The 20,970-nt window shown below is 52.1% G+C and carries 20 protein-coding genes; 10 read left to right on the top strand and 10 right to left on the bottom strand.

What is annotated here, in order from left to right; translation table 11 throughout:
• Window positions 1-13: 13 nt before the first annotated feature.
• Window positions 14-604 (bottom strand): NAD(P)H:quinone oxidoreductase, encoded by a 591-nt coding sequence (wrbA, locus tag IB286_RS06575; RefSeq protein ID WP_190763773.1) that lies wholly within the window; start codon window positions 602-604, stop codon window positions 14-16.
• 32 nt (window positions 605-636) lie between these two features.
• Complete coding sequence (gene arsC, locus IB286_RS06570) at window positions 637-990, bottom strand: arsenate reductase (glutaredoxin) (protein WP_190763771.1); 354 nt, start codon at window positions 988-990, stop codon at window positions 637-639.
• A gap of 110 nt (window positions 991-1,100) precedes the next feature.
• Here arsC and IB286_RS06565 point away from each other — a divergent pair, with 110 nt between their 5' ends.
• Window positions 1,101-1,553 carry a TlpA family protein disulfide reductase gene (locus IB286_RS06565; protein WP_190763768.1) on the top strand — a complete coding sequence of 151 codons (453 nt, stop codon included), beginning with the start codon at window positions 1,101-1,103 and terminating at the stop codon, window positions 1,551-1,553.
• Window positions 1,554-1,562: 9 nt separating this feature from the next.
• Here IB286_RS06565 and IB286_RS06560 read toward each other — a convergent pair whose 3' ends face one another.
• Window positions 1,563-1,829, bottom strand: coding sequence for a DUF4404 family protein (locus IB286_RS06560; protein ID WP_190763766.1), 267 nt, complete (start codon window positions 1,827-1,829; stop codon window positions 1,563-1,565).
• A 150-nt stretch (window positions 1,830-1,979) separates the two neighbouring features.
• Here IB286_RS06560 and IB286_RS06555 point away from each other — a divergent pair, with 150 nt between their 5' ends.
• Complete coding sequence (locus IB286_RS06555) at window positions 1,980-2,807, top strand: mechanosensitive ion channel family protein (RefSeq protein WP_223826184.1); 828 nt, start codon at window positions 1,980-1,982, stop codon at window positions 2,805-2,807.
• 132 nt (window positions 2,808-2,939) lie between these two features.
• Window positions 2,940-3,662, top strand: a complete 723-nt coding sequence (locus tag IB286_RS06550) for a DUF481 domain-containing protein (protein ID WP_190763764.1) — start codon at window positions 2,940-2,942, stop codon at window positions 3,660-3,662.
• A gap of 41 nt (window positions 3,663-3,703) precedes the next feature.
• On the opposite strand, the gene IB286_RS06545 is transcribed toward IB286_RS06550, so the two are convergent.
• Window positions 3,704-4,390 carry a Crp/Fnr family transcriptional regulator gene (locus tag IB286_RS06545; protein ID WP_190763762.1) on the bottom strand — a complete coding sequence of 229 codons (687 nt, stop codon included), beginning with the start codon at window positions 4,388-4,390 and terminating at the stop codon, window positions 3,704-3,706.
• Window positions 4,391-4,490: 100 nt separating this feature from the next.
• On the opposite strand from IB286_RS06545, the gene IB286_RS06540 reads away from it, so the two are divergent.
• Both IB286_RS06540 and IB286_RS06535 read left to right on the top strand, forming a co-directional pair.
• The gene (locus tag IB286_RS06540) at window positions 4,491-5,246 is read left to right on the top strand and encodes a class II aldolase/adducin family protein (RefSeq protein ID WP_190763760.1); all 756 of its coding nucleotides are present in this window, start codon (window positions 4,491-4,493) and stop codon (window positions 5,244-5,246) included.
• A gap of 22 nt (window positions 5,247-5,268) precedes the next feature.
• On the top strand, window positions 5,269-5,643 hold the full coding sequence (locus IB286_RS06535) for a DUF962 domain-containing protein (RefSeq protein ID WP_190763759.1): 375 nt from the start codon (window positions 5,269-5,271) through the stop codon (window positions 5,641-5,643).
• Between the two features lie 29 nt (window positions 5,644-5,672).
• On the opposite strand, the gene IB286_RS06530 is transcribed toward IB286_RS06535, so the two are convergent.
• Window positions 5,673-6,707 (bottom strand): 2-dehydropantoate 2-reductase, encoded by a 1,035-nt coding sequence (locus IB286_RS06530; RefSeq protein ID WP_190763757.1) that lies wholly within the window; start codon window positions 6,705-6,707, stop codon window positions 5,673-5,675.
• A gap of 202 nt (window positions 6,708-6,909) precedes the next feature.
• Here IB286_RS06530 and IB286_RS06525 point away from each other — a divergent pair, with 202 nt between their 5' ends.
• On the top strand, window positions 6,910-8,127 hold the full coding sequence (locus IB286_RS06525) for a fatty acid desaturase (protein ID WP_190763755.1): 1,218 nt from the start codon (window positions 6,910-6,912) through the stop codon (window positions 8,125-8,127).
• Between the two features lie 51 nt (window positions 8,128-8,178).
• On the opposite strand, the gene IB286_RS06520 is transcribed toward IB286_RS06525, so the two are convergent.
• Complete coding sequence (locus tag IB286_RS06520; RefSeq protein WP_190763753.1) at window positions 8,179-9,759, bottom strand: cation:proton antiporter family protein; 1,581 nt, start codon at window positions 9,757-9,759, stop codon at window positions 8,179-8,181.
• Window positions 9,760-9,842: 83 nt separating this feature from the next.
• On the opposite strand from IB286_RS06520, the gene IB286_RS06515 reads away from it, so the two are divergent.
• Both IB286_RS06515 and IB286_RS06510 read left to right on the top strand, forming a co-directional pair.
• Entirely contained in the window at window positions 9,843-10,715 is an 873-nt protein-coding gene (locus IB286_RS06515) for an LOG family protein (RefSeq protein WP_190763750.1), read from the top strand.
• A 46-nt stretch (window positions 10,716-10,761) separates the two neighbouring features.
• Window positions 10,762-12,216: an ATP-binding cassette domain-containing protein gene (locus IB286_RS06510; RefSeq protein WP_190763748.1), complete on the top strand. Its 1,455-nt coding sequence runs from the start codon at window positions 10,762-10,764 to the stop codon at window positions 12,214-12,216.
• A gap of 34 nt (window positions 12,217-12,250) precedes the next feature.
• Here the strand turns inward: IB286_RS06510 and mrcB are convergent, their stop codons facing one another.
• Window positions 12,251-14,524 carry a penicillin-binding protein 1B gene (gene mrcB / locus IB286_RS06505; protein ID WP_190763747.1) on the bottom strand — a complete coding sequence of 758 codons (2,274 nt, stop codon included), beginning with the start codon at window positions 14,522-14,524 and terminating at the stop codon, window positions 12,251-12,253.
• 77 nt (window positions 14,525-14,601) lie between these two features.
• On the opposite strand from mrcB, the gene IB286_RS06500 reads away from it, so the two are divergent.
• Entirely contained in the window at window positions 14,602-15,603 is a 1,002-nt protein-coding gene (locus IB286_RS06500; RefSeq protein ID WP_190763745.1) for an adenosine kinase, read from the top strand.
• Between the two features lie 26 nt (window positions 15,604-15,629).
• Window positions 15,630-16,463, top strand: coding sequence for a CHAD domain-containing protein (locus IB286_RS06495; protein ID WP_190763743.1), 834 nt, complete (start codon window positions 15,630-15,632; stop codon window positions 16,461-16,463).
• On the opposite strand, the gene IB286_RS06490 is transcribed toward IB286_RS06495, so the two are convergent.
• From IB286_RS06490 to IB286_RS06480, 3 genes are read right to left on the bottom strand one after another with little or no spacing between them, the layout of a single operon-like run.
• Window positions 16,460-16,753 carry a DUF3240 family protein gene (locus tag IB286_RS06490; RefSeq protein WP_190763741.1) on the bottom strand — a complete coding sequence of 98 codons (294 nt, stop codon included), beginning with the start codon at window positions 16,751-16,753 and terminating at the stop codon, window positions 16,460-16,462. The two genes, IB286_RS06495 and IB286_RS06490, sit on opposite strands and share 4 nt — an antisense overlap.
• Window positions 16,750-19,851, bottom strand: a complete 3,102-nt coding sequence (locus tag IB286_RS06485) for an efflux RND transporter permease subunit (protein ID WP_190763739.1) — start codon at window positions 19,849-19,851, stop codon at window positions 16,750-16,752. Before IB286_RS06485 ends, IB286_RS06490 begins: the two co-directional genes overlap by 4 nt.
• A complete protein-coding gene (locus tag IB286_RS06480; RefSeq protein ID WP_190763737.1) occupies window positions 19,851-20,954 on the bottom strand; it encodes an efflux RND transporter periplasmic adaptor subunit in 1,104 nt (367 codons plus the stop codon). The genes IB286_RS06485 and IB286_RS06480 overlap by 1 nt, the downstream gene beginning before the upstream one ends.
• Window positions 20,955-20,970 lie beyond the last annotated feature (16 nt).

Genomic DNA, 20,970 nt, shown 5'->3' with positions numbered 1-20,970 from the left:
GTACACGATCTCATTACGAAAGTTTTGTTGCCAGCGCCGCCAAACGACTGCCCAATGCCGCCGCCAAATTCAGCTCATCATCATCCAACGGACGATTTGCCATGCCGGCCACATGAGTTGGGCCATAGGGCGTACCGCCTGTGGTGGTGGTATGCAACGCCGCTTCGCTGTATGGCAGACCCGCAATCACCATACCGTGGTGCAACAGAGGCATCATCATGGTCAGCAAGGTCGATTCCTGACCGCCGTGCAGGCTGCTGCTAGAGGTAAACACACCCGCAGGTTTGCCAATCATGGCACCAGTCATCCACAGGCCTGCGGTACCGTCGAGAAAATATTTCAGCGCCGCCGCCATATTGCCGAAGCGGGTCGGGCTACCCAAGGCCAAGCCAGCACAATCCCGGAGATCTTCTTCAGTCACATAGAGATGACCATCTTCAGGAATTTTCGCCTCAGTGGCCTCGGTCACGGGAGACACCGCCGGCACGGTACGCAGCCGCGCTTCCATACCCTGTTTTTCTACACCGCGAGCAATCTGCTCAGCCAGGCGTTTGGTTGAACCGTGAACACTGTAGTACAGCACCAGAATATAGGGATTGCTCATTTCATGACTCACTGTGAGGGTTGTTAATGTTTTTATTTAAGTAGTTCGAGAACATTTTCTGGGGGGCGTCCCAGCACCGCACGATTACCGCACACCACAATCGGACGTTCAATCAGTTTGGGTTCGTCCAGCATTGCGGCAATCAGTTGTTGGTCGGTTAACCCGGTATCCGCCAAGCCCTTTTCTTTGAAGGCATCTTCACCTTTACGTAACAGAGCGCGGGGCTCGATATTTAATTTTGTTAACAAGGTTGATAGCTCTGCCGCGCTTGGAGGCGTCTCCAGATACAATACAATTTCCGGCTCGATGCCATTTTCGTTTAACAGCGCGAGAGTTTGGCGCGACTTGGAGCAACGGGGATTGTGATAAATGGTAAAATCGGACATGAACTTTCTCTGCGTATAAATCTTACGTTATTTAACTTTGTACCATCTGAGTAAACGGCTGCAGGCATTATACACAGCCGCTCCAATTATTCGGGCGATAAGGAATAAACATGCCTAGACTGACGCGTAAACCTTGCTTTTTAATGACCAGCGCATTAATCGCCTGCCTATTCTTACTGTCTGCCTGTAGCCGGCCCGACATGCCAAGCCTTTCTGGAGAGGGCTTTAAAATTCGCAGCGGCAATTGGCAGCTAGTGAATTATTGGGCCAGTTGGTGCACGCCGTGCCGGGATGAAATTCCGGAGTTGAACCGTTTTTCAGAACGCCATGGCATCAAAATCTACGGGGTGAACTACGACAACTTGGAAGGCGATGAGTTGGAAATGGCCATTGAAGATATGGGAATTCAGTTTGATTCCCTTCTGAGCGATCCCGCCAAGCTTTTGGGTCAAACTCGGCCACGCATTCTACCGGTTACCTTTGTGATTAACCCAAACGGAGAAGTGGTGAAGGTGCTCACCGGGCCGCAAACGGAACAGGATTTGATTGCGGCCACTCAGTAAACCTCAGGCTCAAATACCAATACTGGCCAGCTTCACCATAATGTCTTTCAGTACCGCCGCAACGGTGGGATGCTCCACTTCAAAATTGGAAACCAGCTCGTCGAGACGCTCTTGCAGATCCGCCTCTTCCAGCGTGGCCGAGTCATCCGGATCAATACCGTTGCCAATATCATCTACCAGCGCGTGCAGCTTATCGCGCTGACCGTGATCGACCGGCAGATTTTCAATTTCGTTCTGAAGGTTCTGCAATTGCTTGCGCAGATGATCCAAAGCCATAATAGGTCTCCTCTTATATAAGCGGAGCATAACAAGCCAACCCAATTTCGCCCACGACATTTGCGGAATAAATTCAAAAATACCGACAGCCGCGCTAGGCGTTGTCACTTTTTTCAGGCATCTTAGTAGGCTTTACGGAGCCATATCAGAATGGAGGATTTTATGGATGTAAATGCATTGATTGAACAATACGGCCCGCAAGCACTGGATATTGGTATCCAGCTTGGCGGCGCATTGGCCATTGTTCTAATCGGATACTGGGTCGCCAAAATTATCAGCGGCCTGCTCGAAAAAACCATGACCAAGCGCGGTGTAGACCCCAGCTTGTCAGGTTTCATTACCAAGCTGGTGTTCTTCACCATTATGGCGCTGGTTATTATTCCAGCACTGGCCCATATCGGCATTCAAACCACCTCGGTGCTCGCTGCTCTCGGTGCCGCCGGTCTGGCTGTTGGTCTGGCACTGCAAGGCTCGCTGGCCAACTTTGCTGCGGGTGTACTGTTGATTGCCTTCCGCCCCTGCCGCGTAGGCGACTGGGTTGAAGCTGGCGGTTGCGCAGGCTCGGTACAAAGCATCAGCCTGTTCTCTACCATTTTGCTAACTGGCGATAACAAAAAGGTCATCATCCCTAACTCAAAGGTGATGTCAGATGCGATTACCAACTACAGCGCTCAGCCTAATCGCCGCGTTGACTTGGTTGTGGGTATCTCCTACGACGCCGACTTGAAAAAAGCCAAGCAAATTCTGCTGGAGCTGGTTGCTGCCGATGAGCGTATTTTGAAAGACCCCGCTCCAGTAGTGCAGGTTGCTGAACTGGCAGACTCTTCTGTTAACTTGATCTGCCGCCCCTGGGCCGCAACCTCCAACTACTGGCCAGTGCGCTGGGATCTGGTGGAAAACATCAAACTGCGTTTCGATGCGGAAGGTATCGGCATTCCCTACCCGCAAATGGATGTGCATTTTCACAAGGAAGCGTGATAAGCCATCATCTTTTGCAGACTTGGTATACAATCCGGCGCCGCAGTGGCGCCGGTTTTGTTTCTGAGACAGGAAAGTCCAGTTTGACGTCTCCGGTGTATATCCAATGACTTTTTACTTATTGAGGTTCGCATGAAGCGTTTTAGTACCTTTATTTTCGCCACCCTATTCAGCCTGCCGGTACTGGCAGAAGAAGCCGGAGCCAAATGGTCTGGTGATTTGGAATTCGGTTACAACCAAACCGAAGGCAACACGGAAGAGAGCAGTGTCCTGGGCAAAATGGCCGCCAAGCGCGAGCATGGCCTGTGGACTTACGACGCCAAAGCCAGCGGCCAAAATACCGAAGCCTCCGGCGTGCGCTCAGCGGAGCAATACTTCACTTCGCATCGTCTGGCTTATGACATTGACGAAAACGACTACACCTTTGGTTATCTTTCTGTCGATAAAGACCGTTTCAGCGGTTATGTGTATCAAGGCACCGTCAGCTTTGGTTATGGTCGCCGCATTCTAAAAACAGAAAAAGCGACTTGGGATGCTGAAATCGGCCCAGGTGTGCGGGTTAGTGAGTTTGAAACTCCAAGCGCAGCCGGTGATGGCAAGATTGAAGAGCCAGTACTGCGTCTATCAACTGACTTCAATTACAAACTGTCTGAAACTGCCGAGTTTGCCCAAAGCGTTGCAGTTGATGCCGGTAGCGAAAACACCGTAACCAAGTCGGTTACCTCGCTGAAAACCAAAATCGTTGGCGGTTTTGGCCTGAAAATCAGCTACACCATCGACTATAACGAAACTGTTCCCAGCGGCACCCAGCATATGGATCGCCAGACGTCGGTAACCGTTGTTTATAGTTTTTAATTGAATGACCGGGGCAGCAAAAGCTCAGGTTTTAGCCAGCTTCACTTAGCTAACTTTTGCAGCCCCGCTTGATCCAGCACCCAAAGCTTGCCATAAGCCAGCCGGATCAAGCCTTCACTTTCCAACCGTTTCAATTCCCGACTCACCGCCTGCCGCGTTACTGCCAGCATCTTGGCTAAGTCTTCCTGCGGTAAGTGCAGTGTGATCCGCAAACCCTGCTCGCCGTCATCTTCGCCGTAGAACTCGGTCAACTCCAAGAGTCTTCTCGCCAATCGTTCCGGCAGGGAGTACAGCGCCACATTTTCGACATAGCTCAGCGCCATACGCAGTTTGCGGCACAACATGGGAATAAAATGCCGATACATCGCCGGTTCTTTTTCCAGCAAGGCATCCAGATCGGCCTTGGCCAGCACCAGCACTTCACAGGGTCCCTGCGCACAGGCATCGTGGCTACGCGGCAAACCATCGAACAGCGAGACTTCACCAATCCAGTCTCCGCGTTCAACCTGCATCACCAATAATTCCCGCCCCTGTTCACTGCGGTTGTACAGGCGAATACTGCCACTGAGTACACCGTACATGGCCTCACCCGCTTCCCCTTGGCTATAAAGCAATTGGCCGTCCACCAGCTTTTTCAGCTTGGCAACTTCCAACAGTGGCTCAATAGCGGTTTCCGGCAACCCGGCCAAAAGTGGGCTACCGAGTAAAATATCGCGTTTATTGCTCACGCCATTCCTTGCAAATGTAAACTTTTTGACAGACTCATTATTGTTGTCCAGCCACTATACTGCTTTAACACCAAGATACCCCAAGAGCGAGGTCATAATAATGAGTAATCAGGTTAAAGATTTAGTTTCCGCAGAAGAATGGCAGCTCCGCGTTGATTTGGCCGCCTGCTACCGACTGGTCGCTTTATTTGGCTGGGATGATCTGGTTTTCACCCATATTTCCGCTCGCCTGCCAGGCCCAGAGCACCACTTTTTAATTAACCCTTACGGCATGACTTTTGATGAGATCACCGCCTCGTCGTTAGTCAAAGTGGATCAAGAATGCAATAAGGTGATGGATAGTCCCTACCCGGTCAATCCGGCGGGTTTCACTATTCACAGCGCAATTCATGCGGCCCGGGAAGATGCCCACTGTGTGCTTCACACCCACTCGCTTAACGGGGTTGCCGTTTCTGCGCAAACCGATGGCGTTTTGCCGCTTTCACAGCAATCGACTTTGGTGCTGGCCTCGCTGGGCTATCACGACTATGAAGGCATCGCCCTGCGCGAAGATGAAAAACCGAGACTGGTCAACAATCTCGGCGACAATACCTTTTTAATGCTGCGCAATCACGGCCTGCTCACCGTGGGCCAAAATCCTGCCGATGCCTTCCTATCCATGTATATTTTTGAAGCCGCCTGCATGATTCAGGTTCGCGCGCTGGCAGGTGGTCGAGACTTAACCCCGATTAGTCAGGAGATTGTGGATGGCACCCGCGAAGCGGCGCAAATTGTGACTAAAGGACTGTTCGGCGGCATTGCTTGGCCAGCGCTGCTGCGTAAACTGGATCGACAAAACCCCGGCTACGAACTGTAATAAAAGAATAGGAATACCGAACATGAATACCACAAGTCATTCGGCAAGCGCGCAAACAGGAAGCGCTAAAACAAAAGGTACGCAAACCGAGAGCACGCCCAAGGTGTTTTCCAGCTTTGCCGAGTTTTACCCCTTTTATCTCGGCGAACACGCCAACCTGACCTGCCGCAGACTCCATCTGATCGGCAGCTTGCTGGTATTGGCAACACTCGCCTACAGCCTCGCCACTCAGCAATGGGCCCTGCTTTGGCTGCTGCCGGTATTGGGGTATGGCTTTGCTTGGGTGGGCCACTTCTTTTTTGAGAACAACAAACCCGCCACTTTCAAGCATCCGCTCTATAGCTTTATTGGCGATTGGGTGATGGCAAAAGATATTTTGCTGGGACGCCTAAAATAGGCATCAGATAGCTCAACGACTGGCGCGAATTATTCGCGCCCTTTTAATAAAGACAACAGCTCCGGTCCGGAAAAATCTCGCCGCCCGCCCTGTTCAGCGGCACGAATCAACGCAATTATTCTGCGATTTGCCAGCGCATCCAGCCCCTGCTTTTGCGCCAGTTTAACCACTTCCCCATTAAGCCAATCCACTTCGGTGATTCGCCCTCGCTCCAAATCCTCCCACATAGAAGAACGCGCCAGCGGGTCAATGGCTAACATTTTTTGGGCCAGTAATTTGAAGAGAAAATCCGGCACTTTAAGCAATCGAGGCATCATTTTAGCGGGCACACCGGAGAGCTGAATTAAGGGAATACCCGCGGCGGAAATGGCCCGCAGGGCTTCCGTTTGCAACAGCGACAGACACTGCCGATACCCACGCTGAGACAGCTCTTCTTTTAGGGGCACCCCCGCCAAGGCGTTAATACTGTTGTTCAAATTGAGTAGTAATTTAGACCACAGCACCGCCTGCATGTCGTCCTGTAGTTCAAAACGCAGCCCGCTCCCCAAAAAGCACTTTTCCAGCTTCTGGGTGGCCGCACTGCGCTGCACCATCACCGCGCCATCGGTACCCGCGTGAAACCGGCCTTCGCCCCGCTGTAATACATTAAAGGCAATCATGCCCGGCAGCACATCGACCCCCGGCAGGGCCGCAGCAAGGGCTTCCGCATTGCCCACGCCATTTTGAATACTGATCACTTGCGCCCCCGGTTTAAGATAGGGACGAATCTGTTGCGCGAGATCAGCGCTGGCACTGGACTTGACGGTTACCAGCAAAAAATCGGCGTCGGCCATTATTTCGGCATCATCGGAAAAGTCGAACTGATCCCCAGAAAAATGCCGATTCAAACCACGAAAATCGCTGATTGTGAGCCCATAAGCCGCGAGCTGCTCGCCCATATAAGCACGCCCAAGCAGGCTGACGGCGACATTCTCCCGCCCGGCATTACGCGCTCCATTTAATAGCGAACCGGCCAAATAACAGCCCACACTGCCGGCTCCGAGTATGCCTATTTTTATTGTCATGAGAGGCTCCCTTTACTCCTCTAGCGCCACATCTGCCCCCGCCTTCACTCACCGGGGCTATCCCCTATTGCCAACACAAGGGCTGGCGCACAAACTCAAGGTGTCGATTTTGTCATGGTTTGGTAACTGTGAAATAGCCTGTAGCTTAGTTAGAATGCGGGCCGAACCGATAACAAATTATTTTCCAAGAGGCTCAACCCCAATGTCCGAACAAGATCGCAACTGCAGCGGTGACCTGTCCAGCGCGCAAAAACCACCCTTGCTGTGGCTGCAAACTATTCTGTTCAGCTCCACCCTGCTAATCGCCCTAATCGGCGTGCCTTGGTATGGCATGACCCACGGCTTTACTTGGCAGGGCTGGTTGGCCTTTGTTCTAATTCTCGGCGCCAATGGCATGTCGATCACCGCCGGCTATCACCGCCTGTGGGCCCACAATGCTTACAAAGCCCATTGGAGCCTAAAACTGTTTTTCGCCTTGTTTGGCGCTGCCGCCACCCAAAACAGTATTTTGATCTGGGCCTCCGGTCACCGCCGTCATCATCGCCATGTTGATGACATTGATCAAGATCCCTACTCAGCAAAACGCGGCCTGTGGTTCTCCCACATCGGCTGGATGCTGCGCGACTACCCCGCATCTGCCGAAGACTTCTCCAATGCCCGCGATCTGCAACGCGACAAAATTGTGATGTGGCAACACCGCAATTATCTGGCGCTGGTGCTATTTATGAATTTTGCGCCCGCCGTATTTCTCGGTCTGATTACTGGCCATATGTTGGAAAACGTATTACTGGCCGGTTTCTTGCGCCTAGTTGTCAGCCATCACAGCACCTTCTTTATCAACTCGCTGGCTCACTTCTGGGGCCGCCGCCCCTACACCGATGAAAACTCGGCTCGCGACAACGATATTCTGGCGCTGTTTACCTATGGCGAGGGTTACCACAACTATCACCATATTTTCCAAAATGACTACCGCAACGGTGTGCGCTGGTGGCAATACGATCCCACTAAATGGCTGATCAAAACCGCCTCGTGGATTGGCCTGACTTGGGATTTGAAAAAAGTCCCCGACTTTAAAATCCGCCGCGCGATGTTGGATATGCAATTCAAACGCGCCGAGCAGAAATTAAGCGAAGGCAAGACCGGCATGGCACCGCAAGTAAAAGAATTTTTGGAACATGAATACCAATTATTCTGCGACACCCTGCACAACTGGAATCAAGTGCGCCAGCAATGGCTCGAGTCTCAGCGAGATACGATTAGTGCTCAAACTCAAGCCCTGCAGCAAACCCTTTGTGAACACAAAGAGCAATTCCAAAAAACTTGGAAGGAAACCTCACTGCACTTCCAGCTGCGTGAACTGGAATATGCACTGAAGTTACAGCAGAAACGCCTCAAGCAACTGACGCTGCAAATGGCTTAAACCTTTTCCTGCGCTTATCACTCAAGTGCTAAGCGCAGCTCCCCTTCTTTTTTATCTCACGCTAGTCTGACACTCGCCCAATTCTTCCAGCACGTGTTCGGCAAAACCGTGACCAGCCTCAGCATAGAGATTAAAGGAAACACACCCCAGCTCACGCAGCTCCAGCTCGTGGTCGGGAAAGCGCGAAATCGCAGCCAGCTTGCCACTAAAGCCCACTTTATTGAGAAACTTCACCACCTGCACATTTTCACTGTGGTTACTTAAGCAAACCAAAATCAGTCGGCGACCTCCCAGCTTGGCCCGCTCCAGAAAATCCCGGTCAGACACATCACCCTGACAGCACTTAACGCCCTGCTGTAATAGACGATTCGCCTTGTCGGCATCTTCCTCCACGCCCACCACTAAACCGGGATAGCGCTGATTCAGAAATTCATAAGCGCCGCTGCCAATACGCCCCATACCAAACACCACAATTTCAGCCGCGCCGAGATCCACCTGTTTTTCCTCGGCGTGTAACTGCTGACTCTCTAATTTTTGTAAGCGCGAGGCAAAGCGAGCGTACAAGCTGTGGATTCGTGTATTAAAGGGCGCGGCAATAAACAGCGACAATGCCATTGCTACCGCCAGCGTTGTAAGCCACTCAGGTTCCAGCTTGCCGGCTTGCACCGCTAGCGCGGCTACAATCAAACCAAATTCACTGTAGGTAAACAGTCCCACCCCCGCCAACAGCGAGGTACGAACTCGCAAGCGGAACGCCACCAGCACCAGAAAGTAAATTAATGGCCGCAGGAACACCAAAGCACTGAGTAACAGGGCCACCACAATCATGTCACCCGAGGGCAAACCGTAATAACCCACACTGAGGAAGAAGGCCGTCAGCAACAGGTCTTTCAAGGGTCCCAAACTTTTATACAACTCATTACTTTTATTGCCGCCGGCCAGCAACGCGCCAATACAAAGTGCCCCGAGTCCCGCCTTGAGATGCAGCGCCTCAAACAAGCTACCCGCGCCCATCGCCAAACCAAAACCGAACAACAGCAATAGCTCGCCGTGCCCGGCCATTTCCAGCAAGCGCTGTAATAGCGGACGTAATAGCGGCAGTCCCAACAAGCAGAGCGCCCAAGGGCTTGGCAAGTAATCGGCACTACCGACCAGATACAAGACCGCAAGCAAGTCCTGCATAACCAAAATACCAATGGCGATACGCGCATGCAGGGATGAGGCCTCACCGCGCTCATCAAAAATTTTGACGGCGAACACGGTGGAGGAAAACGAAAGGGCAAAACCCAGCATCGCCGCGGATTGAAAATCCATAGCGCCTACAGAGCTTAAAAACAGAGGCAAGCTGAGCAGCATCAATGCGGTGAGCGGCACCACAATCAGCGTATGCGCCAGCGTAGTACCCCACACTTTAGCGGCGGCCAGTTGTTTGAAATTCAACTTTAAGCCAATGGTAAACAGCAACAACAACACACCGAGATCAGCGTAAAGTTGAATTTGTTCAAATTCGCCCAGCTTGGCAACGCCCGCCACAAAACCGGCGAGCAAATAACCCAGCAGAGGCGGCATTCCCAAGTGGCGGAAAATAAAACCAATGGCAAATGCCATGAGCACCAATAGCGGCTCAACCATTAAAACACTCCTGTTTTTTCACCTATTCATCACGACTTGGGCCTAAACTATACTGACAAAATAAATGGGTTAGAGAAATAGCCATGAGCGACCAACACCCCCTGCATGGGGCAAATTTCCCCTCAGCAAGAGACGATCTACGCGACGAGAGCAATCGTCCCGCCGCGTATAAGCTGGCCTACACAGACCAAGACTTTTTACTGCGCGATGAATTGCGCGGCTTACGCTTTCAATTAGAACTGCAAAAACCGGAAGTCACCCTGCAGGAGCACGGCATTGAATCTACCGTTGTTATTTTCGGCAGCGCCCGCTTCCCGTCACCGGAAGCCGCCCAAAAGGATATCGAGCAGGCGCAGGCTAGTGGCGACCCTGCCCGCGTTCGCGCCGCCAAACGCGCACACCGCAACAGCCTGTATTATCAGGAATCACAAGAGCTTGCGCGATTGATTACCGAACACTCGCTGGAGTGCCCCAGCGAAGAGCAGCTCTATGTGATGACCGGCGGCGGCCCCGGCATTATGGAAGGCGCCAATCGCGGCGCAAAAGAAGCGGGCGGGAAATCAATCGGCTTAAATATTGTGCTGCCCCACGAACAGGAACCAAACCCTTATATCAGTCCGGAATTCTGTTTCCGCTTCCATTACTTTGGTATTCGCAAAATGCACTTTATGTTGCGCGCCAAAGCCATAGTGGTTTTTCCCGGCGGTTTTGGCACCATGGATGAGCTTTACGAAGCCCTGACCTTGATCCAAACCGGCAAGTCACGCAGAGTGCCCATTATTCTGGTCGGCCATGATTTTTGGCAAAAGGCGATCAATCTCGAATTTTTGCGCGATGAAGGCGTGATCTCGCCTGAAGATGTCGAGCTGGTACGCACGGTAAATACCGCCGAACAAGCCTGGCAGTTTATCGCCGATTACTACAAACTCAGCCCCCGCGCCTGTCCCCGCTGCTAGCCTGACTTTAGAAAAGCCGTTATAAAAAAGAAGTAAAGAGAACCCAATGCAAGAACCCATAGTGCGTATGCACCAGCTACGCTTTGCCCACCTAATTGATCCCGTACTCGACGACTTTAGCTGGGAGTGGCCCGCCGGCCAACACCTTGCCATTCTCGGTGGCAATGGCTGTGGCAAAACCACCCTCGCCGGACTCATCACCGATCAACTGCGACCCAACCGGGGCGAAATTCACTACGCCAATCATTTATCGCCCAATGAGATTTATTTGGTGTCTTTCGATCAGCATCGGCAATTAATGGAACACGACCGCCGCTTTGACGACAGTGAAAACCGCGCCGATGCCTTTGATATGGGTACCACGGTGCACCAAGCCATTCTGCAGGATAAACCGGAAGACACTCGCTTTACCGAGTTGAGTAAACGTCTGGGCATCGATCATATTCTCGACCAAGGCATTCGTTTTATTTCTACAGGTGAAAGCCGTAAAACCCTGCTCGCCAGAGCCTTGCTGAGTGAACCCGCCGCGCTGATTCTCGACAATCCACTGGAAGGCTTGGATAAAAACGCCCAGCAGGAAATGCGGCAATTAATGGATGAACTGGTCGCCTCGCCCCTGCCACTCTTGCTCTTGGTTAAAGACGCCGACGACATTCCCGACGCTCTCGACGATGTACAAATCATGGACGCCGGAAAAATCATTCGCCATTGCAGCAGCGCCGAGGCAAAGCAGTCCCAGCAGCAACGCCCGCACTTCAGCAAACCGCTGCCCATTAAGCGCGGCGACAATTGGCCAGCAGACCAAGCCTTAATTGAGCTCAACGACGTCAGCGTCAATTTCCGTGGCAAACAGGTGCTCAGCAATATCAACTGGCAACTACTGCCACATCAACATTGCTGCATCAGCGGGCCCAACGGCGCCGGCAAGTCCACCCTATTGGGTTTGCTCTGCGGCGAAAACGACAAGGCATGGGGACAGCAAGTTAAGCTGTTTGGCAAAGCTCGCGGCTCGGGAGAGAGCATTTGGCAGATCAAAGAAAAGTTTGGCTTGCTGAATACCAGCCTGCAGCTCAATCACCTGAAGCGCATCAAGGTGATTGATGTTATCGCTTCCGGGCTGTTCGATTCAGTGGGTTTATACAATAACTACGGCGATGCTCAACGCCAGCAATTACTTGCTTGGTTAGATGCCTTTGATCTTTTGCACGAGCGCGAGCAACGTTTTGATCGCCTCTCCTTCGGTCAGCAACGCATGATTTTGCTGGCCAGGGCGATGGTGAAATCTCCACCGATTTTGATCCTCGACGAACCCTGTATTGGCTTGGATGGCGAACAGAAAGCGCGCCTGCTCGGCGCGGTGGATCATATTGCCGCGCAGGGCGATACCCGCATTTTATTTGTGAGCCACCGCAGCGAAGACATTCCCGACTGTATCAACCAGTTTTTAGAGCTGGTGCCGTCGGAAGCAGGTGGCTATACCGCCAAGATTGAAGAACGCTAGTTGGGAATATGGGTGGGCGTAAACAATAAACGCCCTACCAATTAAACCAACTCTTCTCTGCCGCACTGCAGCTATCATCGCGGCGCGGCTCGCTGCCCTCAATAAACGGCATGTACTTCGCGTTTGCACAATAGGATTGACTGCGTTCACCCGTTACTGAATTCGCCCAGACATATTCAATATGATCTACCGGCGCCGCACGTAAGGGCTCTGAGCTAGCCTCAGCCATAAACTGCCGCCACACTTTCAAGGCTCCCTGTGCGCCAGTTAGGCCGGTAGGCTTATAATCATCCGCGCCGACCCAAACCACCGCCATATAGTCGCCCGCAAAACCGGCAAACCAAGAATCCCGCGTTCGGTTACTGGTACCGGTTTTCCCCGCCACGCGATAATCCTTGGCCAATACCTGATAGGCCGTTTTGCCAGTGCCACTGCGCATGGTTTCCGACATCGCGTATTGCAGAAGATGCACCGGCGCAGGATCAACCACCTGACGCGGCTGCTGAGGGTAGCGTGCCAACAAATTACCCTCGGCATCGCTAATGGCATAAATGGTACGCAAAGAGGTGTACCGCCCCCCCGCGGCAATCGTCTGGTACATACCCGCCACTTCGATCGGCGCCAACTCCGCCGAACCCAGCAGCATAGAAGGCACCTCCAATAGAGGACGTTGAATACCCAGACGCTTGAACATATCCATAACTTCAGCCAAGCCCAAATCCAAGCCCAGATTGGCCGTGGCCAAATTATAGGATTGCGCCAACGCTGTCATAAGCGGCACTCGACCGTGCGCCTCTTTTTCATAATTTTGCGGCTGCCACAAACTGCCATCGGCATTGGGCACTGACACTGGCTCATCGCGCAGTGGCGTCAGCAAAGTATATTCCCGAGGATGGGTTAACGCCGCGAGATAAACTGCCGGTTTAGCCAGCGACCCAATGGGGCGCAAGGCATCCAGCGCACGGTTAAACCCGGCATATTTCGGACTGCGACCACCTATTACCGCCACCACATCACCGCTGTCGATCCGGGTAGCAACAAACGCCAACTCCAAGCCTTTGCCCCGCTCGCCCAGCTGATCCATACCGCGCTTAGCCGCCACTTCAGCACGGCGCTGCAAGGTCGGATCGAAGGGGGTAAAAATCCGTAGGCCCTTGGTTTGTAGATCTCGGCGCTCATAATCCCGGCTCAATTGCCGGCGCACCAAATCCACATAAGCCGGAAAAACACCATCCAAAGCGGAAGTTTTTGCCAAACCCAGCGGCTGTTTATGCCACGCGCTCAACTGATCGTCTGTCAACCAACCGCGCTCGGCCAATTCATTCAGCACAGTATTACGACGCGCTTCGGCGCGGGCCGGATGTCGCCAAGGATCATAGTAAGACGGGCCTTTGACCAAGCCCACCAGCATTGCAATTTGGCCTAAATCCAGCTCGTTGATCGGGCGGTTAAAATAATGTCGCGCCGCCAAGCCAAAACCGTGAATCGCGCGATTACCCTCCTGCCCCAGATACACCTCGTTCAAGTAAGCTTCAAGAATCCGCTCTTTGCTATAGTGCACCTCAGTCAACAGCGACATAGCCGCCTCTTTCATTTTGCGCCACAGACTGCGCTCATTGGTGAGCAAGGCGTTTTTCACCAGCTGCTGGGTCAAGGTACTACCGCCCTGCACCGTGCGGCCGGCTTTGAGGTTAACTAATGTCGCCCGCAGAATAGCGCGCGGAGAAATGCCGTGGTGCTGGTAGAAATTATGGTCTTCAACCAATAACAGACTTTCCAACAGCATCCGTGGCGTTTCATCTAAATCCAGCATCAGACGATCTTCGTGGCGTCCGGGATAAACGCCGCCGATCACCATGGGATCAAGTTGATCTTCGGAAATGCGCCGCCCGTTTTGATCACGCACCACCGCCACCGTGGTCGCGCCCATGTCTAATTCAACCCGGCGCGCCGGACGAACGCCGTCGGCAAAGGCAAAGCTGCGTAAATAAATTGAAAAATGATCGCCAGTCCGGTTATAGCTGCCCGCTTCGGCCATTAATTGACTGCGCCGATAGCCCAACTCGCCCAGCTCTCGTTCCAGCTCATACGCAGTTAGCACTGCACCGCTAGCCAACACCAAGGGGCGCGCATAAACCTTTGCCGGCTGATCATAGCGCTGCTCGTCAAATGCCCCGCGAACTTGCGCATCGCACCAAGCAAAAAACACCACCGCTAACACAAAGCCGACCAGAGACAGCTTTAACAGCAGTGAAAAAACAGCCTTTTTGCGGATTAACGGGCGGCGAGCAGACTTGTTAGCGGCCATTCAAAAAACCTTGGAATTGCAATACGTCACGGAGCGGGGATAATAGCCCAGCTAAATGGGAGTCGCTGAAAAATATCATGAGAAAATATCACGTTTACGGCATTGGCGCGGCACTGGTCGATACTGAAATTGAAGTCAATGATCACGAATTATCCGCCATGGGCGTCGAAAAAGGTTTGATGACCCTTGTCGACGAAACCCGTCAGCAGGAATTACTGGGGCACCTGGAAGGCCATTTGGTTCACTCCAAACAAACCAGTGGTGGCTCGGCCTGCAATTCCATTGTCGCCGCCGCCTGGTTTGGCGCCAAGGGATATTACTCCTGCAAAGTCGCCGACGATGACTTTGGCCAGCTATTTTTAAGTGAATTAAAGAGCGCCGGTATTGACGCCGACTTTGATTCCGAGCGCGACTCCGGCATCACCGGAAAATGCCTGGTACTGATTAGCCCAGACGCCGAGCGCAGTATGAATACCCACCTAGGCATTAGCGCGGAACTTTCCATTAAGGAATTAAACGAACAGGCCTTGGCCGATTCGCAATATTTCTACGCCGAAGGTTATCTGGTTACCTCTGACACTGGCCGCGCTGCCGCCATTCGCGGCCGCGAAGTCGCCGAACAACACGGCGTTAAAACCGCCTTTAGCTTTTCCGATCCCGGCATGGTCAGCTTCTTTAAAGACGGCCTAAAAGACATGCTGGGCTCCGGCGTTGACCTGCTATTCTGCAATGAAGCCGAAGCACTGGGCTGGGCGGACACCGATTCGATAGAAACCGCGATCGCTGAAATCAAAAAGGTCAGCCGCAGCTTTGCCATTACCTTGGGTGCCAAAGGCGCACTGGTATTCGACGGTGAGACCCTGCATGAAATCGCGCCCCACGCGGTTAAAGCGGTAGACACCAATGGCGCCGGCGATATGTTTGCCGGTGCCTTTCTTTATGCCATCAGTCATGGCTATGATTACCGCAAAGCGGGCGAGTTGGCCAGCCGCGCGGCAGCCGAAGTGGTTTCGCAATACGGCCCGCGCCTGCAAGGCCCGGCCCACACCACGCTTCGACAATCCGTTCTGGGAAGTTAGCCCAGAACACAGCCAGAGTCAGGGCAATGAGCGATCCTATTCTCGACAAGATTGACCCGCAACTCGAATACTTCCTCACCCGGCTGCGCGAACCGCAGCCGTTGTCTGATAATGAAATCCACGACTTCCGAGTCTTGTGCAAACAACTGCGCGCCTATTTACAGTTTTATCGCGGCGAACGCTCACCGGAACAAATCAAAAGTCTCGACCTGCAAGTTCGGCATTTGGCCCAGTGCTTTGTCAGCTCCCGAGACGGTACGGTGCTCGCTCAAAACCTTATCAAGCTCGCCGGTGTGGATATTGAGCAACAAGCCGCACTGCGACCCCTAATCGAAAAATATCAGCAGCAATCTGCGATCACCGCACCAGCAATGAGTGAAGTCGCCAGCAAACTTCAGGAATTGCGCACCAGTTGGTGGGCCTCTTTAGCCTGCGATCACGATGGCTTTATGCTCAACGGCACACTGAACTGTTATAAACGAGCGCGACAGCTCGCCAACAAAGCGATTGAAAGCCGCGAAGATGAGGCCTACCACTTGTGGCGTAAATGGGCCAAGTATTGGCTGTACCAGCTTCGTTTCGGTATGACGACCGAGACCAAACTCAGCAAAAAATATCTTTCCAAGCTCAACAAGCTTGGCAACCAGCTCGGCGAATTTAATGATGACTGCGTTCTAGAAAAAGCCCTGCTAGAACATCAAGCTGAACTGACTCCAGACATTTATGCACTGCTGATAGAAAAAATCAGCGGTAGAAAGAAAAAAGCCAAACGCCAGTTTCGCAGTGAAGCGGAACTCTTGTTTGGCAAAGCGGGTAAGAAGATGAAAGTCTCGGGAATTTTAATCAACAAACAACACTAGCAATGGCCGCTGCCCGCCACATCCTGATACCAGTAATAAATGTCTGTACCCACGCTGCTTAGCCCTTCCAGCAAAGTTGTTAAAGCAGGCGCGGACAAAATCAATTCAAATTGCACTCGCTTACGGCGGCCTGTCACTTGCTCTGCAATCGACAAGCGACGCTGCTCACCGTGCCCCCGTACCGGATAAGAGGTAAATCCACTCAACGCTTCAATACCCAATAAATAATCCACCAGTTCATCCTCAAGCTCTGGCGGAATATTCAAAACCAATAGTTGACTCATACTCATTGAGCAACAACCTCCGACTGTAGCGACTGATGAAAACGGCGATAAATTATAGGCAGCACAAACAAAGTTAGTAGTGTCGAGCTAATCAACCCCCCAATCACCACAATCGCGAGCGGTTTTTGAATTTCGGAGCCAGGCCCAGAAGCCAATAGCAAAGGCACCAAACCTAAGGCACAGGTGGCGGCGGTCATCATCACCGGTCTTAAGCGGCGTACAGCACCCTGATAAACCACCTCGGTCATCTCCATCCCCTTGGCGCGCAACTGATTAAAACAAGACATCATTACCACACCATTCATCACCGCAATGCCCAATAGCGCTATAAAACCTACCGAAGCCGGCACTGACAAAAACTCGCCGGTCAGCCAAAGCGCCAACACGCCGCCGATTAAGGCAAAGGGAATATTAGAAAGGATAATGACGGTCTGCTTAATTGAACCAAAAGTGACAAAGAGCAAAAGCGCAATCATGCCCAAAGCCACCGGCACAACCAAGCCAAGGCGCGCCGCCGCACGTTGCTGGTTTTCAAACTGCCCGCCCCAAGCTAAGGAATAGCCCGGAGGCATTGAAACTTCAACGGCAATTCGCGCTTTGGCTTCCTCAACAAATCCCACTAAATCGCGATTTTCCACATTGCTGCGAACCACTGAGAATCGACGCCCCTCTTCTCGCGACACTCCCACCGGGCCATCTATCCGCTCAATGCTTGCCAGCGATGAAAGCGGCACAACACTACCATCCGCTAAAGGTATTAAGCTGTTGCGCAGTTGTGCGACGCCATCGCCATTGGGCTTATCAAAGCGCAACATCAATGGCACCCGCGCACTATGCTCAATAATATTGCCCAGCGGTAAGCCTTCAATTTCTGCTCGTAACTGGTGCTGTAATTCATCGGCATTCAAGCCGAAACTACCGGCACGCAGACGATCGACACTGACCTGAAGATATTGCGCACCTTCGTTCAACGTGGCCGTGGTATCCACTGCACCGTCGACTTGTTCAATTTGATGGCTAATTTCCTGAGCAAGACGATTTAACTCAGCAAGGTCGGGGCCAAAGACCTTAATGGCGATATCACCCCGCGATCCCGTTAGCATTTCCGAAACACGCATATCAATTGGTTGGGTAAAACCGTAATTAATCCCTGGAAAACCGTCCAATATCTCGCGTATTTTTTCCTGCAAGGCGGCTTTATCCTTAACTTGCCATTCACTGACTGGCTTCAACTGTAGAAACACATCAGTCTCGTTCAGGCCCATTGGATCCATACCGATTTCATCTGAACCACTACGCGAAACAATACGCTCGATTTCACTCACATTATTCAACAGCGCATGCTCTACTTTTTGCACCATGGCAATGCTGGTATCCAAATTGACCGAGGGAATCGACTCCAACTGTACAATCAAATCCCCTTCATCCATCCCCGGAAGAAAGGTCTTACCCACCAGTGGAAATACCGCAAACATCAACACCAATAAGCCTGCCGAAATCGCCACAACTCCGGCGGGTTTGGCTAACGCCTTGGCCAGAAGAGGCTCATATAAAGACAGTAATTTGCGACTCAGCAAAGGTTCCTTATCGTGACTTTCTTTCAGCAGAAATGAGGCAATAACGGGAATCACAGTCAGGGCCATCAACAATGAGCCAAGCAGGGCAAAAACAATAGTTAGCGCTACGGGGACAAATAATTTTCCCTCAAGGCCCTGCAAGGTCATCAGCGGTAAAAACACGATAATGATAATGGCCACACCTGATGTCACCGGCACCGAGACATCTTTTACCGCCCGAAACAGAATATGCAGCAAGGGTAATCTGCGAACAGAAGCCCCGTTGGATTCATTGTGTCTGGCCAACATCGACACCATGTTTTCCACAATCACGATTGCGGAGTCCACCAACATGCCAATGGCAATGACCAGACCGCCAAGGCTCATCAGATTGGCACTCATGCCCATCTGCTGCATCATAAAAACGGTAAACAATGCCGCGAGAGGTAAAATACTGGCCACCGTCAGCGCCGCACGAAGATTGCCGAGGAATAAACCCAGGACAATTAGCACGAGCACTACCGCTTCCAACAACGCCTTACCCACAGTACCCACCGCCAAACCAATAAGCTGACTGCGGTCGTAAAACACCTGAAGCTCGGTGCCCTCGGGCAAGCTAGCTTGTAGCTCAGCTAGCTTGTTTTTGACTCCGGCTACCACATGCCTAGCATTGGCACCACGCAGCCCAATCACCAAGCCTTGCACTGCTTCACCTTGGCCATCCACGGTTACCGAGCCATATCGCTCCAATGACCCCATTCGAATATCAGCAACTTGGCGCAGAGCAATAGATACCCCTTCAGCCGTGTTTAAACGCAGGTCGGCGATATCCTCCAGCGACTGCATGGCACCAGCTACACGCACTAAGATCGCTTCTTCGCCTTGATCCAAACGGCCCGCACCATCATTGCTATTATTGCGCTGCAACAGCGCCATTATTTGTGCGGTTGTCACTTTCAACGTGGCCATATCAGCGCGACGCGGCGCTACTTCATAAGTGCGTACGAAGCCGCCAAGCGCATTAACATCGGCCACGCCATCTACCGTGCGCAGTGCCGGACGGATGGTCCAATCCAGTAAGTAACGGCGCTCTGCCAATGACAATTGCGGATTGTCGACGGTAAACATGAACATATCACCGAGAGGCGTACTCATTGGTGCTAAGCCACCGCTGATGCCCATCGGCAAATTGCCCCAAATATTATTTAGCCGTTCAGCTACCTGTTGCCGCGCCCAATAAATATCGGTGCCTTCCTCAAAATCGAGAGTAATTGCAGACAGGGCATATTTTGAAATTGAGCGCAGCATGGACTGCTGTGGAATACCCAGCAATTCAACTTCAATGGGCTGGGTAATCAGGCTTTCTACTTCTTCCGGCGTCATACCCGGAGATTTGATAATGATTTTGACCTGTGTCGGCGAAATATCGGGAAACGCATCAATGGCGATATTCATCAATGCTCGACTGCCGAGGCCGATCAACAATAAGGTAAAAAGTCCAACCAACAAACGCTGACTGAGAGAAAACTGAATCAGACGGCCCAGCATTATTCACCGCCCCCTAATCCCAATTGGATACCTTTAAGCTGCGCAGTACCTGAAATAACCAATGATTCATTTGCCGCAATACCGCTTTCCGCCAGATATCCATCGCCTAGCGGCTTCAACACAACTTCTCTTACCGCAATGCCCTTTTCACTGCTGATATAGACAAAAGTCGCGTTTTCACTATGAGTAACCGCCTTGGCAGGCACATAGATACCGGGAACCGAAGAAGACAGGATCAAACTAACACGCTGTCCCGGGCGAATTGCCGATGCAGCGCCGGTCATGGATGTGGTATCAAAGCGAGCAAGGATTTGAATACTCTGACTACTCGCGCCCACCTCCTGATTTTTACTCAACAAGGTCAATGCTGCATCGAATTCCGCAATTTGCAGCTTTTGTCCGATTCGCAATCCCGCAGCAAGTACAGTGTTAACATCGGCGCGCAGCCAAAGTGCCGCTTGCTGGGTCACTGATGCTAACTGCTGGGTTTCCTCAACAGTATCTCCCACTCGCAGAAAGTCGCGACTCACAAGCCCCGCTTGTGGCGCTTTCAAAATATAATTCCCCGGTTCACGCTGACCGCTTACCAAGTCGCGCAGATCTTTGTGATCGAAGCCCAGCTGAACAAGCTGGACTTGAAAAGCGCGCTGATTAAAGGCCGCTCGTTGCTGATCTCGACGTGTTTTTTGCAGGCGCAACTCCGAGATAATGCCTTCATTAAAAAGCTGTTGATCTTTACCTAGCTCGGCATCGGCGGTAGCCAGCTCGTGACTGGCCGCCAACCAAGATTCCTCAAGGGTCATTAACTCTGGGCTAATCAGAGTAACTAAGCGCTGTCCCACTACCACTTGTTCACCACCAACCACATGCCAGGCTTTAAGTATTCCCGAATGGCGGGCAATCACCCTCGAGGCTACATCTGGTGAATTAACAACAATAGCCGGCACCCGCAAACCTGCGTCGCTACCTGCCGATCCAACCACCTCACTGACAATACCCAAACGCTGCTGATCTGCCACAGAGAGGGGAATAAAACTGTCTGCTTCTTGGGCAGCAGCAGAAAGAGAAACCAAAAGACTTACGTACAACAGTGGTTTAAGCATCGTTATTTCCTTGGAA

Source organism: Spongiibacter pelagi, from assembly GCF_014705705.1.
Lineage (GTDB): Bacteria > Pseudomonadota > Gammaproteobacteria > Pseudomonadales > Spongiibacteraceae > Spongiibacter > Spongiibacter pelagi.
Note: the sequence above shows the minus strand (reverse complement) of the source record. Positions and strands in the feature narration are given on the sequence as shown.